This window comes from Exiguobacterium sp. E17S (assembly GCF_057772545.1).
Genome location: NZ_JBYLRU010000001.1, coordinates 1,702,660 through 1,715,951 on the forward strand (window position 1 = coordinate 1,702,660; position 13,292 = coordinate 1,715,951).

At 49.5% G+C, this 13,292-nt stretch carries 12 protein-coding genes; 5 read left to right on the top strand and 7 right to left on the bottom strand.

Annotation, left to right across the window (positions count from 1 at the left end):
* Positions 1-98: 98 nt before the first annotated feature.
* Positions 99-1,625, bottom strand: a complete 1,527-nt coding sequence (locus AC3B4V_RS08745; RefSeq protein WP_488378155.1) for an FAD-dependent oxidoreductase — start codon at positions 1,623-1,625, stop codon at positions 99-101.
* A gap of 204 nt (positions 1,626-1,829) precedes the next feature.
* On the opposite strand from AC3B4V_RS08745, the gene AC3B4V_RS08750 reads away from it, so the two are divergent.
* Positions 1,830-2,276: a hypothetical protein gene (locus AC3B4V_RS08750; RefSeq protein ID WP_488378156.1), complete on the top strand. Its 447-nt coding sequence runs from the start codon at positions 1,830-1,832 to the stop codon at positions 2,274-2,276.
* Between the two features lie 42 nt (positions 2,277-2,318).
* On the opposite strand, the gene uhpT is transcribed toward AC3B4V_RS08750, so the two are convergent.
* The 5 genes from uhpT to AC3B4V_RS08775 all read right to left on the bottom strand — a co-directional run bounded on the left by uhpT (position 2,319) and on the right by AC3B4V_RS08775 (position 7,675).
* Positions 2,319-3,728: a hexose-6-phosphate:phosphate antiporter UhpT gene (gene uhpT / locus AC3B4V_RS08755; RefSeq protein WP_488378157.1), complete on the bottom strand. Its 1,410-nt coding sequence runs from the start codon at positions 3,726-3,728 to the stop codon at positions 2,319-2,321.
* 35 nt (positions 3,729-3,763) lie between these two features.
* Positions 3,764-4,753 carry an ABC transporter substrate-binding protein gene (locus AC3B4V_RS08760; RefSeq protein WP_488378158.1) on the bottom strand — a complete coding sequence of 330 codons (990 nt, stop codon included), beginning with the start codon at positions 4,751-4,753 and terminating at the stop codon, positions 3,764-3,766.
* Positions 4,750-5,526 (bottom strand): DUF3919 family protein, encoded by a 777-nt coding sequence (locus AC3B4V_RS08765; RefSeq protein WP_488378159.1) that lies wholly within the window; start codon positions 5,524-5,526, stop codon positions 4,750-4,752. The genes AC3B4V_RS08760 and AC3B4V_RS08765 overlap by 4 nt, the downstream gene beginning before the upstream one ends.
* Positions 5,527-5,621: 95 nt before the next feature.
* The gene (locus AC3B4V_RS08770) at positions 5,622-7,007 is read right to left on the bottom strand and encodes a sensor histidine kinase (protein WP_488378160.1); all 1,386 of its coding nucleotides are present in this window, start codon (positions 7,005-7,007) and stop codon (positions 5,622-5,624) included.
* Complete coding sequence (locus tag AC3B4V_RS08775) at positions 7,004-7,675, bottom strand: response regulator transcription factor (RefSeq protein ID WP_488378161.1); 672 nt, start codon at positions 7,673-7,675, stop codon at positions 7,004-7,006. The genes AC3B4V_RS08770 and AC3B4V_RS08775 overlap by 4 nt, the downstream gene beginning before the upstream one ends.
* Positions 7,676-8,058: 383 nt before the next feature.
* Between AC3B4V_RS08775 and AC3B4V_RS08780 the strand changes: the two genes are divergently transcribed.
* Both AC3B4V_RS08780 and AC3B4V_RS08785 read left to right on the top strand, forming a co-directional pair.
* Positions 8,059-8,493 carry a sigma factor gene (locus AC3B4V_RS08780; RefSeq protein ID WP_029342674.1) on the top strand — a complete coding sequence of 145 codons (435 nt, stop codon included), beginning with the start codon at positions 8,059-8,061 and terminating at the stop codon, positions 8,491-8,493.
* Positions 8,490-9,323, top strand: coding sequence for a tyrosine-type recombinase/integrase (locus AC3B4V_RS08785; RefSeq protein ID WP_488378162.1), 834 nt, complete (start codon positions 8,490-8,492; stop codon positions 9,321-9,323). The genes AC3B4V_RS08780 and AC3B4V_RS08785 overlap by 4 nt, the downstream gene beginning before the upstream one ends.
* Here the strand turns inward: AC3B4V_RS08785 and AC3B4V_RS08790 are convergent.
* Positions 9,304-10,122, bottom strand: a complete 819-nt coding sequence (locus AC3B4V_RS08790) for a tyrosine-type recombinase/integrase (protein ID WP_488378163.1) — start codon at positions 10,120-10,122, stop codon at positions 9,304-9,306. The two genes, AC3B4V_RS08785 and AC3B4V_RS08790, sit on opposite strands and share 20 nt — an antisense overlap.
* A gap of 239 nt (positions 10,123-10,361) precedes the next feature.
* Here AC3B4V_RS08790 and AC3B4V_RS08795 point away from each other — a divergent pair, with 239 nt between their 5' ends.
* Both AC3B4V_RS08795 and AC3B4V_RS08800 read left to right on the top strand, forming a co-directional pair.
* Complete coding sequence (locus AC3B4V_RS08795) at positions 10,362-10,805, top strand: hypothetical protein (RefSeq protein WP_488378164.1); 444 nt, start codon at positions 10,362-10,364, stop codon at positions 10,803-10,805.
* Between the two features lie 136 nt (positions 10,806-10,941).
* Complete coding sequence (locus tag AC3B4V_RS08800; protein ID WP_488378165.1) at positions 10,942-13,272, top strand: bifunctional diguanylate cyclase/phosphodiesterase; 2,331 nt, start codon at positions 10,942-10,944, stop codon at positions 13,270-13,272.
* Positions 13,273-13,292: the final 20 nt, after the last annotated feature.

Genomic DNA, 13,292 nt, shown 5'->3' on the forward strand with positions numbered 1-13,292 from the left:
GCTAAAATATTTTTAATACCAGGTAATTATATCACATATCATAAATGGTCTACGGAATATTTTTTTAAAATTTAAAAAGCAGAGACAAATGCCTCTACTTAATCGATCGATTTGAGTGGATTGACAGCTGGCCCCTCTAGCACCTCTCCTGTCGGACCGAATCGTGAACCATGACACGGACAATCCCATGACCGTTCTGCCTCATTCCATTTCGTATCGCACCCCATATGGGTACAGGTCGTAGAGACGAGATGAAGGTCCCCTTCCGAATCCCGGTATCCACCGACCGTCTTCCCATGATAGGTGACGAGTCCACCTTCGTCCGGCTGTAACTCGTCAGCACGACGACGCGCCTTCGTCAGCTTTCCTTTGACAAGCTCGATGGCGACGTCCGCGTTGTTCTTGACGAACTGCGTTGCGTCCTTCGTCTTTAGCTTCGAACGGGTCGGGTCAAATAAATGGCGAAAACGATTGGGTGTTCCCGTTAATAAATCGCTCAGCAACAATCCGGCTGCGATACCGTTCGTCATCCCCCACTTCGCAAAACCGGTCGCAACGAACACGTTCGGATCATCTGCCGTCATTTGTCCGATATAGGGGATTTTATCGAGCGTGATCAAGTCTTGTGCTGACCAAAACTGCTCGAACGACTCGACATGAAACTCACTACGTGCAAAGTCAGCAAGATGTTCATAGCGTTGCATCGTCTCCGTCTCGTGACCGGACAAATGATTCTCACCGCCAAACAAACCAAGCAGACGCCCGTCTCCTGTTCGCGTGTGACGCAGAGAACGACTCGGTTGATCGTCACTCATGAACATCCCGTCCGGAAACGCCTCGTCGACCTGCCCCGATACGATATACGAGCGATGGACTTCGAGTTTTGAGAAGTATAAGCCCTTGAAGTCATGAAACGGAAAATGGGTCGCGATGACGACCTTCTTCGCCTCGATTCGGTGACCGTTCTCCAGGATGACAGTTGGCGTCCGATTCGATTCGAGCGATACGGCACGTGTCTGTTCATACAATTTCCCACCTTGATGAACGATTTGTCGCGCAAGTCCTTGAAGATATTTGACGGGATGGAACTGCGCTTGATCGCGCAGGACGACCGCTTGCTTGACATCGTACGGCAACTTACTTCGGACTTCTTCCGTCGCCTCACCACCATTTAATCTCAATCGTTCATAGGCACGGACTTCCCGTTCCATCGCTTGCTCTTTTGACGTTGCCGCGTAGAGATAAGCGTCTTGCGTTTCGAGTTCGCAGGCGATGTCGAGTCGTTCCACCTGATGACGTAAAAACGAGATCGCTTCCTCGTTCGCCTCATAATATAGTCGCGCTGACTCCTCGCCGACGGTGCGTATCAGCGTGTCATAGATCAAACCGTGCTGTGAGGAAACTTTAGCCGTCGTATAACCCGTCGTTCCGGCAGCAACGTCACCCGCTTCGATCACAGCGACATCATATCCCCGTTCCGTCAGTTGTATTGCCGTGACAAGTCCAGCAATCCCAGCCCCAATGACGACGACATCATGCTTGGCATCTTGATTTAAAACGGGATAGGAAGTAGCAGGTGCGCTTTGTTTCCAATAAGACGATGGAAATCCAGATAAGTAAGGCATTAAAAAACTCCTTTCGAAAAAATACGACAGATCGACATGGTTAATCGTTCCCTGAACGGCACAAAAACATGCGTAAATCATATTGTTTTAAAAAGAAGCTCTAATTTAAAGGAATTAATTTACTTCTGTAAAAAATAATATGGAATAATTAGGTTTTCATTCGTTTATAATAAGGTTAAGAAGCATAAGAGAGGAGTTTACTTCATGAAACTGGGGCGCCATATAATTGAGACCTTTCGTCGTTTTACGCTTGCAGCAAGTATTGACGAATACGACCTTGCCAGTGTGCTGACAAAAGAAATTCCAGAACTGACAGATATCTGCGTCACAATCCGACCGACTCACCTTCACCTTCAAGCCGCTGTACCGTTGACACGTTATGGTCTAGAGCGTGACTTACCGGTCGAATTAACGCTCCAATTGCGGGCAGTCGATAAACACACCATCACGTTCGAAGTCTTTGACGTCTGTCCTCATGATACCGAATCCTTCAATGAAACCTACCTCATTCGTCCACCTTATCTGCGTTATGCAAACCGACTTCTAACCGTCGATCTTTCCTTCTATTTTCCTTTCCGTCATGCCCGTTACCGTTCGATTCGTCACGTTAAACTGGAAGAAGGTTTTCTGCTTGCCTATTTATCTCATTAAAAGAGCACCCTCTCCTAAATTAGGCGAGGGTGTTCATGTTTGTTAAGAACTCAACTTATCCGCATGACGCTCTAGCAGTCCGAGGCGACGAATCTTTTTCTCCTCGACGACGGCGACAATCGCGAGGGCGATCAAACCGAAGAGTAACGCCGCATTGAAGATGACAAATGTATCACTCCAGCCGTGTAATGTAACCGAACCAATCGTTAGACCGTTCGTTTCTGGGTCAGCGATTTTCGCTAGACCGACTTTTGCGATCGAATCACCGAACAAGTAACCGAACGTACCGACCATCCCGTTCGTGACCGTCGTCGCTTGTTTTGGTGCGAAGCTGATGACCGAGACACCGATCAAGAGCTGTGGTCCGTAGATGAGCGCACCGAGTGCAAATAGTGACGCGTAAATCATAAGTTCACTCGTACCGTAACGATAGCCGAGGACCGCGACAGCCGTCAGTAAGAGACAAATCGCTGCGACGAGCGCCCGGCGTCCTTTCAGTAAATCGGACACGTAACCCCAAATCATACTGCCACATAAGGCGCCGATCTCAAAGAAGAAGATCGTATTGACTGCACTCTCTGTGCTGAAGTGCAAGTGTTCCGTGACATAGAGCGGCGCCCAGTTATCAATCCCGATTCGAACGATGTAAACGAAAACGTTCGCGATACAGAGCGTCCAGATCCAGGGGTTCGAGATGACGTACGTCTTGAAGATTTGCCATTTCGTCATACTTTCAGCAGCGATATTTTCCGGTTCAATCGGTTCCTCGAAGATTTCTTCACTTCGATTCCACCCGAGTTCCTCCGGATCATCCTTCCCGATGAACAGACCGACGATTCCGATGACGAGCGCGATCGCAGCTGGGAAGATGAACATCCCGACGACACTTCCGTTGAAGAAGACGTTCGCTCCCCACAGTGCGAGACCACCGGCAATCGCTCCACCGATGTTGTGCGAGACATTCCAGAAGCCGAGGTAGCGCCCACGTTTTTCAAACGGTGTCCAGCGCGCGATTGTCGAATACGACGACGGTCCCCCGACCGATTGGAAGAACCCACTGAGTCCCCATAAAACCATCAAGAGACCGACCGGACTTCCACCGGCACTCATCAAGAGTCCCATCGCAGTGACAATTAGAGAAGATAAGATCAATAAGAACGAGATGACACGTTTCGTATTTTTCCCGTCAACGAAGTAGCCGAGCAACGTTTTTCCGATTCCGTATGTAATCGAGAAGGCGAAGCCGATATAACCAAGTTCCGTCGTCGTAAAGCCCAGTTCCTCTTTCAAGAGCGGTTGCGCTGCCTTGAAGTTGTTTCGGATGAGATACATCGCCATATATGAGAAGAAGACGACTAAGAAGGCCTTTAAGAATTGTTGTAACCATTGTTTCCGTTGTACTTCAATTGGTATGCCGGCATTCGGCAATTTTTTGATGCTGAAGAAGCCCATCTTCCATTTCCCCTATCTGAATCAAAGTCTTCGCATCATTTGTCTTGGAGCTGATTGAATCGACGGAGATAGTCCCGGTAATCGGCGACGATATCCTGTCCGACATTTTGCTGGATCGGTTGTGTCTTCGCGATCGCATAGGTCGGCGTACCGAACGAGACTTTCCGAAGGATCGCCTGACCGTCTGCTGAGAGTACGAAACGCATGAAGGCGTTCGCCTGCTTTTGTTGCGTCCGTCCTTTCAGCTTTGAAATCGCGTTGATCGAGTACGTATCGAGTGGAATGCTTTTGACCGGATAATACTTTTCACGCAGCGATTGTTGATCCCCGATGAAATTGACCCCAAGCATCGCTTCCCCACTGGCGACATACGACGTCGGTGCAAAGCCGTTCGCCGTGAATAGTCGCGTTCGCTCGATTAGCTGGCGTAAGACATCTTCCGCCTTCGTTCCGTATCCGTCAAAGACCGCTTGCAGGATCGTCGCACCGGTACCAGAATGATTCGGATCCGGCAAAATCAACTCGTTCTGATATCGCTTCGCCGTCAAGTCAGCGAGCGTTTTCGGATAAGTTGCTGCCCCGAACCGCTCGTTCCAAACGTCTGTATTGATGACGATTGCTAAGCGTTCGACTTCATAGCCGATCCAGTAGCGGTCCGGATCTTGTAGTTCTGCTTGATCCATGTCGCTCGGGAACGGTGTCGACAACCCGCGTTGCTTGAGCGTCTGGTGAGCATCCCACGTTCCGCCGATGATGACGTCGGCACGCGGATGATCCGCTTCCTTCGTCACACGCCGGACGAGTTCTTCCGTCGAGAGACGCACGAACTCATACGTACAACCCGCCTGCTCACAATATGACGACAGCAAGGCGCGACCGATATCCTCTTTCGCAGAGACATACGCCGTCAAATGCGGAACGGTTTCCCGTGCGGCTGTCCCCTGCTTCGTCTGTTCATTGTTGCGGACAATCCAAATGCTCATGAGACAAATGATACTCAGCAAGAAGAGCATTCCTTTTCTCATCGATCTGCCTCCTTCCCGGTCGGCAGGAGTTGTCCTTTTAAATAGAAAGTGTTTCCATTGTCATCATCCATGTACTGGACGCTGAACAATGTCTCGTACACGGTGATATTCATTAAGTTGGCACGCATGTTCTGCTCATTCTTGAACCGCTGGAGCTTGAGAATGCGCGGCTGTCCCTGACTGGCATCGAGTGCCTGACCGACTTCTTCATAGTCCGTCATCAGCTCCGCCTGCGCCAGGCGACGCTTAACGTCTTCTCGCTCACGTGCAGTCAAAGAACGAGACCGTCCTGCTGCATACACGGTCACGGCTTCCGCCTCAGCGAACTGACGCGCGAGCTGTTCTGGTTCGTGATAGGCGTTCAAGAAGCGTGCTTTTAATGTCGTCGTCTGGGTGCTAGGACGTTGCGCGACACATTTTCCATTCAGCGTCATACTTTCCCCGAGCGAGAACGTCCATGTCGTTCCGTTCAAGAAACGGAGCGTTCCGGTAAACGTCGCCGTACCCGCCGGACAAGTCCCGTTTGTCACCGTCTTCATTTGCTTCAATAGCGTCGTGATGCGCTGGACTTCCGTTCCATCTTCTACCGTCTGCTCCCCCCATGCCCGGTGACGTAACGTCAACTCGGTCGGGAGCGAGTCATCGGAAGCATTCAGTCGTTTCGGTCCATCGAGGACGTGTAAGCGTCCGAAGACCGTCTGCTGAAGCAAAAGAAGACCGAGGGCAAACAAGATGCCCATTAGGAAGAGATAAGCGATGGTCGATGCTTTCATGATTCCTCTCCTTGCTTGATTCTTAGATTACGGGGCAATTGTTTCGTAAATCCGGTCGAATTGTTTCGTAAATGTATCATTTGTAAGCGATTACATCATGTCTGATTCGCTAACCGGAAGGTCAATGTGATACGTGTTCCGCTTACATCACTTTCAAGTGCAAAATCGCCACCTTGTTCCTGCATCAGACGCCGACAGAGCGGTAGACCGAGTCCATTTCCACTTGCCGTCGTCAGACTATGTTGCTCCTTCTTCCATTCGGCAAGCACTGCTGGATCAACACCAATTCCGTCATCTGTCATGAGGAGTTGTAGGGTCGTATCTGTACTGACGGTCGAAAACGTCACCGTCATCGCGTCACTGTATTTGACGGCATTCTCGAGAAGATTCAACAAGATTTGTTTCGTCTGGTCCGGTTCCCCGAGCACGTAGATCGGCGGAACATCCTGCTTAACTTGAATTCCTTGTCCATCGAGACGCAACTGCATGATGAATAAGGTATCTTCGAGCAATGCATCGAGCGCGAACATCGTCGACGTCATGTGACGTTCGTTGCGTTGTTGTTTCGCCTGTTCGAGATTATGCGAGACGAGTCGCAATAAGCGCTGGCTCTCGACTTCGATGTAGTGATAACAATGTGCCGCTTCGTCTGGCGGTAGTTTCGGAATCAACTCGACATAGCCCATGATAGCCGTCATCGGTGTTCGGAGTTCATGGGTGATGTGATCGATGAACGTCTGTTGGTCGCTTCGTTGTTGTTCGAGCTGTCCGATGTTGTGCTGAATTGCGTCAGCAAGCGTCGAGAAGTCAGCCGCCAGTCGGTTCAACTCCTCATATGGATACGTCGGTAACGCGTGCGCATAGTGTCCTTTCGTCAAGGCGTGCGAGACGCTCCGTAAATCATCGATCGGCCCGATCAACGTCTTTGCCATCCGCCGCGCTGTCCAAACAGCAATCACGATCAAGATCAGAAAGACGCCCGTGAAAACGTAGGTGAATTGCCGCAGCAGTTCGGCTTCCGTCCGCAGATCGACGAGAAAACGGACCGAACCGATGACATCTGTCTTACCGTACAGCGGACTTGAGAAGAATAGCACCGGAACATCGGTCTCTTTGAGGAACAGATAACTCGATTTTCCTTTTAGAGCTTGATCAATGTCTCCCGCGAGGAGCGGCAATTGATCACGTTCCGAATCAGCGAGCAGTTCCGCGTTTGGTCCAAACAGCTGGACGCGCGCATCGAATCGGTCTGCGAGATAGGAAGCGATCGGGACTGCCGTATCGGCGAGCGAGTCCGTCTCTTCGCTCGCGAGGTAGTTCATCGTGTAGAGCTCCGCTTCCCGACTCAGTTTTTGGACGGACTCGACGGCGTTCTCATACAGATTCGATTGAATGAAGGCATAGAGAATCAAGAAGAGGACGAGCAATGCCGGAACTAGGAGCAAGACGAAGTTTTCCGTGATGACTTGGCGTAGCTTCATGCGTCGATCCACTTGTAGCCAACACCGTAAATCGTCTTGATTCGTTCGCCTTGTGCTCCGAGTTTCTTCCGTAAGCGCTGGACCATGATATCGACGGCGCGGGTCTGACCCGAGAAGTCAAAGCCCCAGACTTGTTCGAGCAGTTCATCTCGCTCAAAGACCCGTTTCGGATGCGTTAGGAAAAGTACGAGCAATGCATACTCCCGGTACGTCAGTGGCAATGGTTGACCGTCGAGCCGAATGACTCGTTCTTCGGGATCAACAGATAAGAACGGATCAGTTGCGACAGGTACGGATGGCGCGACCGCCTTCGTGCGTTTCAATAGGTTTTTGACACGCAAGACGAGCTCCGTTCCATTGAACGGTTTGGTCATATAGTCATCCGCTCCGAGCTGCAGACCGATGATTTTATCGTTCATCTGATCACGTGCTGTCAGCATCAAGATTGGTAAGTCAGGCGTCGTCTGTCGAAGTTTTGGAATCAATTCGAAACCGGTCGTATCCGGTAGCATCAAATCGAGGACGATCAAATCAAAGGGTTGTGTTGTCTGCAAGGCGAGTGCTGCTGCTCCATCAGCTGCCGTCTCGACCGTCTGACCATCGAGTTCGAGTTGCAGTTTAACGAGATGTCGGATGCTCGCCTCATCATCGATGACAAGAATATGCATAGGAATTCCTTCTTTCTAGACTAATTTTTCTGTTCCCTAGCGTATCATGGAATCGTTTACATGGTCATTTAAAATTTAATACTACAAATTCTCTTCTCTAAGAAATACAAACAATTTAGTTTTTCATAAATATTTATAGTTATTTTCCGAACACCCCAGCGGATAAGTAGAGTTATCCGCCGGGCGCAACGCTCTATTTCTTCAATCATGCCAACGGTTTCTTTAACTTTCGATGAGCGTAAGCCGTGTGATTTTCCATCCTTCCGTCCATTCGCTTCAGATAAACCCGCATTCTAGCGCGATCGCTTTCAGGATAACTCTACTTATACTAAAACTACCGCGGAATACATAACAGATATGCATATCTGAAGAAACGGATACTCATGAACGATTTACTACGTAACTGGATTCCCCTCGTCAACTCCCTCCTGTCCCGCCTCTCGATCCACCCGAATGAACATGATGAATGCCGGCAAGCTGCCCTCCTCCGACTTTGGAAATCAATCGAAGAAGGCAAGGTCATGACCGTCACCTTCGCCCGGATTCGGGCGAAGGGCGCGATGCTCGACTACTTAGCGACCCGTAACCGGACGCTTGCGACTGAAGTTGCGGTCGAGACGATGCCGGAGCTTCCTCGGACACCGAACGTCTCCTTTCATTATCTCCTCAGCGAACTTAAACGGGATCTGTCGAATAAAGAGTACACGTTTCTCGAAGCCTTGATGCACGGCACGGAAGAGACGCTCGGTTACTCACCGGCACGACTCCGTTCATTGAAGTCGGAACTCCGGCAGAAAGTCCAGTTCCTTCTCGGATGATGATCTATTACCAAGAACGCTTACTCGCGATCATCGAACAGGCGGACTATCGTCCCTTGACGAAAAAAGCCTATCGCTCCGACGTACGGCATCTCTGTCGTCACGTCGAACGGATCGACATTCCGTCGCTGCAACGCTATGGTAAGTTCCTGCGCGACACTTACGCCCCAGCAACTGCCGCTCGACGACTACATGCGCTCTCCATCCTGTTCGATCAACTCGTCGCGGAACGTTCGCTCGGGGCGAATCCGTTGGATCGCGTCAAAAAACCGATTCCTGCACCCTACCGACGACTTGCCTTCACTTACGACGACGTCCACCGTGTCCTCGAGACGATTCGTGACGAGACCGTCTACGCCTTTAGCTTTCTTCTCCTGCACACGGGACTACGGTTTTCGGAAGCCCGTGACTTACAGCTCGCAGATGTCGATTTTGCACGCGATCAGTTACTCGTCCGGAGTGGTAAAGGCAATCAATCCCGTCAAGTTCCGCTGCATCATGCGTTGCGTGATGTCCTGACGCGTTATATCGAGACGATTCGTCCTGATGTCCTGCCGCTGTTTTGTGAAGATAGTGGACGACCGGTCAATCCTGCAAAGCTTCGCCGTGTCTTAAAAGAAGCAAGTGAACGATGTCTCGGACGGATTCTGCGACCGCATGACATCCGGGTCACGTTCGCAACGACACTTTATCATGTGCATCAGACGGACATTCTGACCATCATGCGCTTACTCGGTCACAGCGATGTCCGGACGACCCAACACTACGTTTTACCATTGCACGATATTGCCCATACGTCAGTCAATCGCCTCAAGCGGACAGACGATTAAGAACGTCCCGGACGTGATTCGTCTGGCTACGGATATATCCTTCCGTCGTCGAGATGCTGGCGTGACCAAGCAGACGCTTTATATCGAGTAACTTCAACCCTGCCTGCTGATAGAGATAGGTCGCATAGGCGATCCGTAACATATGCGGACGGATGTGACGCTTCAAGGACGTAAATCCGACCTTGCGAAGCGCCTTCCTTGCCGCATGTTCATTGATCATCCGTCCCGTGACGGATTGAAACAAATAGCCGGTCGTGCGACCTGTAAGAAACAGAACGATCTTTTCGCGAAGAGCTTCCCCGATTGGAACGGTCCGTGTCCGCCCACCTTTCCCTTGACGAACATACAGTTCATTATTCGCTAAATCAAAATCCTGTACCGTCAACAAACGGGCCTCCATGAAGCGGAGGCCCGTTTGGCTGAGCACCTCGAAGAAGAGGCGATAGGTTGGATCTTGAATCTGTCGAATCACGGGGATCAACTCTTCACTATCATAATAGGCCTCATCTTGAAGACGTTGATGGACGATCGGACGGATCTCGACCATCGGATTCTTCTTGATCCGTCGTCGCTCGACGAGGACATTTCCGAGCCGGTGTAAGGCATGATACCGTCGCAGGATCGTCGACGGCTTGTAATGTGCTTTCATCCAGTGAAAGTAGCGTCGTAAGGACGCGACTGACCAATCAATCTGATGCAAGCGCATTTGCCGAAGATCACTTCGGTATGCCTTGATCGTATGGGCTGATCGCGAGCAGTCAGTCAATAAATACTGATCGAGATAGTCATAGTGGGTCATAGCTGGTTCCTCCTTTTTGTAGGGACTGACATGACAGCCAATGGAGTGCACGATTGATTTTCGATGAAATATCAAGAATCGCTTTCCCTAAACAATCAATGCACGAAAAACAAAAATAAGGAAAAAAGTTACAATCATATTGAATCTATGTTCTGTAGAGCAGAAGAGACAGCATACCTTTCTTTACCCTGAACGACAGCGCATTGATTCCCTCCACTAATCGATAAAGGAGCTTACATATGAATACGGATAACGACTATCTTGGCAATCCATCAGATATTCTCGTCACGACGTATGTGACGGAAGAAGACTTGCGCGACATCATCGCAACCGAATTTAAAGATTTTTGGCACCCGAAACTACGCATCACGCCACATGAGCTCGTGATTACCGGATCGACCGTCTCAAAAGAACATCGATTTGCCCATCATAAATCGTTCACCCTCACGATTGCCCCGTTTCGCATCCGTCATAACATCATCTCGTTTCATATCTATGACATCAGCCCAGCATCCCAAGAACAGACGATTTTGAATCTGCTAAAGGCAAACCCAAACTTGTCTTACAGCTATCACATGATTCATGTCCATCTTCAACCATGCGACTTCGGAAATCCGTATTTCCATACGCTTCAGTATACGAAATTAATGGATCATAAAATCCTCGTCGGTCTTCATCTATAATCGATACGCTTTGAATTTCCCTCACCTGCAGATGTTATTTGAAAAAAATGTATATGATTGAATGAAAAAGGGTATCTAGATTACACCTTTACCATTCGATTAAACATTCCACTCTGCCGAGGTGACTCCATCCATCATGCCAAACCATACGATGCATGCTCATACTGACTTTTTACTTGTCACGTTATCTTATCTGATTGCCGCAACATCCGCCTACATCGCAATTGAACTCGCGGGACGCGTCAAAACGGCGACCGATCGTTCGAAACATCTTTGGTTGATTGCCGGTGGATCAATTTTAGGTCTCGGCATCTGGTCGATGCATTTCGTCGCGATGCTTGGTCACGGTACCTTGAAGGATGCGACCTACTCGTTCCCGCTCGTCTTTCTGTCGGTCATCATCGCGATGACGGGATGTATCCTTGGCTTTTATCTCGTCGCCAGTCGCATGTCCCGTGAATCATTCGTTCTCGGCGGTTTTTTGATGGGAAGTGCGATTGCTGGCATGCATTATGTCGGGATCGCCGCTTTACAGGGAATGACTCTGCAGTATCATGCTGGGTACGTCTTACTCTCGATCTTGATTGCGATTGCTGCTTCTTGGACCGCACTCTGGATCGGTTTCTTTTCGCGTTACGCAAAGCAACAGATGTTGGTGCAGACGAAAGTCTTCTTTGCTCTCATCATGGGCATCGCGATTTCCGGGATGCATCACGTTGGGATGCTCGGTTTAGAGTTTCAGATGATTCCATCGTTCACGAGTGATCAAGTCATCGAACCAACGATGCTGTTGACACTTGTTTCGATCGTCACGCTCTTTTTGTTCATCGTCTTCTTCGCTTCCGTCTTATTTGACCTCCAATTACGTAAACGTGACTTCATTCAAGCGACGATTCTTGAATCAACTGAAGATGGTGTCGTGACGACGAATCCTGATGGTCTGATCCAATATGCGAACTCGCTGTTCCATGATTTTTTCCCGGAACGTCATCCATACTTAACGGAGCATGACGTAGCTTTACGTCTTGATGTGCCCGATCATACGAAACAGATGTTACACGTCGACGAACGCATCCTTGAAGTCGTCAATCATCCGCTGAAAGGGGAGAACTTGAATCAGACACTGTGGTTCTTCCGCAACGTCACCGATCAAGTCTCGTCCCAGCAGCAACTCGAACACCTTGCCTTTCATGACCGGTTGACGAATTTACCGAATCGAGACAAAATTACACTCTTCATCGAAGAACAGATTAGACAAGAAATTCCTGTATCCTGCCTCGCGCTCAGTATGGACCGTTGGCGTTCGCTGAGTGATATGCTCGGACATAAAGGTGTCGAGAGTCTGTTGCTGCAAATTGCAGAACGTCTGCAAGCGACGATTCACGCGCGTGATGTCCTAGCACGCCTTGATTCATCCGAATTTCTTGTTCTCCTGGTTGACGAACGCTGTCAGCTGGCGACACAAAAAGCCGAAAAGTGTTACGCTGCCTTATCGCAACCATTTGATATCGATGGGACCGTCATTACGCTGACGATGCGCGCAGGGATTAGTCATTACCCGGAAGACGCAGAAACAGCAGAAGAACTGATCGAGTACGCGAAACTGGCACTACACGCTTCGTTTACTGAAGCGCAAAACACGATCAAGGAATTTAAGGTCGAGAATCGAAACGATATCTTACGGACCGTCCAGATCGAAAAATTCATGACGGAGGCACTCGAAGCAGAAGCCTTCGAGCTCGTCTATCAACCAAAGATCGAAGTGATTACGAAACGCATGACCGGTGTTGAAGTGTTAGCGCGCTGGACGCATGATGAGCTTGGCTTCGTCTCACCAGCTGAGTTCATTCCAGTCGCTGAAAATACCGGAGTGATTCACGCCTTAGGTGACTGGGTGTTACGCACCGCCTGCCTACGCTGGGTCGCATGGCAAGATCAAACACTGGAATCATTCTCGATTGCTGTTAACGTCTCCCCACTTCAGTTCGCGAGTCAAAAGTTCTTACGCCGTGTCGAAACGATTCTCGCAGAGACAGGAATGAATCCCGCATACCTGGAGCTCGAAATCACGGAGTCCGCCGCCTTATCCTATGAGACAGCGACCTATGAAAAATTAGCACGACTGCAAGAACTCGGCATTCGTGTTTCCCTCGACGACTTTGGTACCGGGTACTCGTCCTTCAAGCAGCTTCGATCATTGCCGATTCAGTTGTTGAAGATTGATCGTTCGTTCATCAGTTCGTTATTTGACGGTAAGAATCAACAGGCCATCGTCCAATCGATGATTCAACTCGGACATAATTTAGAGATGGAAGTCTTGATTGAAGGGGTGGAGACATCCGACCAAGCGGACTGGCTCGCGCAAGAAGGCTGCGATTATTTCCAGGGCTATTATTTCAGTCGACCGTTAAAAGAAGAGGATCTTTTTCTTTATCTAAATACACCTTTATCGAGTGACAGCGCATAATAAATTTATGTATGCGAAAA

Bases quoted from the DNA above. Each gene is read 5' to 3' on its own strand.
- AC3B4V_RS08745 (WP_488378155.1), bottom strand. From the start codon at position 1,625: ATGCCTTACTTATCTGGATTTCCATCGTCTTATTGGAAACAAAGCGCA.
- AC3B4V_RS08750 (WP_488378156.1), top strand. From the start codon at position 1,830: ATGAAACTGGGGCGCCATATAATTGAGACCTTTCGTCGTTTTACGCTT.
- uhpT (WP_488378157.1), bottom strand. From the start codon at position 3,728: ATGGGCTTCTTCAGCATCAAAAAATTGCCGAATGCCGGCATACCAATT.
- AC3B4V_RS08760 (WP_488378158.1), bottom strand. From the start codon at position 4,753: ATGAGAAAAGGAATGCTCTTCTTGCTGAGTATCATTTGTCTCATGAGC.
- AC3B4V_RS08765 (WP_488378159.1), bottom strand. From the start codon at position 5,526: ATGAAAGCATCGACCATCGCTTATCTCTTCCTAATGGGCATCTTGTTT.
- AC3B4V_RS08770 (WP_488378160.1), bottom strand. From the start codon at position 7,007: ATGAAGCTACGCCAAGTCATCACGGAAAACTTCGTCTTGCTCCTAGTT.
- AC3B4V_RS08775 (WP_488378161.1), bottom strand. From the start codon at position 7,675: ATGCATATTCTTGTCATCGATGATGAGGCGAGCATCCGACATCTCGTT.
- AC3B4V_RS08780 (WP_029342674.1), top strand. From the start codon at position 8,059: ATGAACGATTTACTACGTAACTGGATTCCCCTCGTCAACTCCCTCCTG.
- AC3B4V_RS08785 (WP_488378162.1), top strand. From the start codon at position 8,490: ATGATGATCTATTACCAAGAACGCTTACTCGCGATCATCGAACAGGCG.
- AC3B4V_RS08790 (WP_488378163.1), bottom strand. From the start codon at position 10,122: ATGACCCACTATGACTATCTCGATCAGTATTTATTGACTGACTGCTCG.
- AC3B4V_RS08795 (WP_488378164.1), top strand. From the start codon at position 10,362: ATGAATACGGATAACGACTATCTTGGCAATCCATCAGATATTCTCGTC.
- AC3B4V_RS08800 (WP_488378165.1), top strand. From the start codon at position 10,942: ATGCCAAACCATACGATGCATGCTCATACTGACTTTTTACTTGTCACG.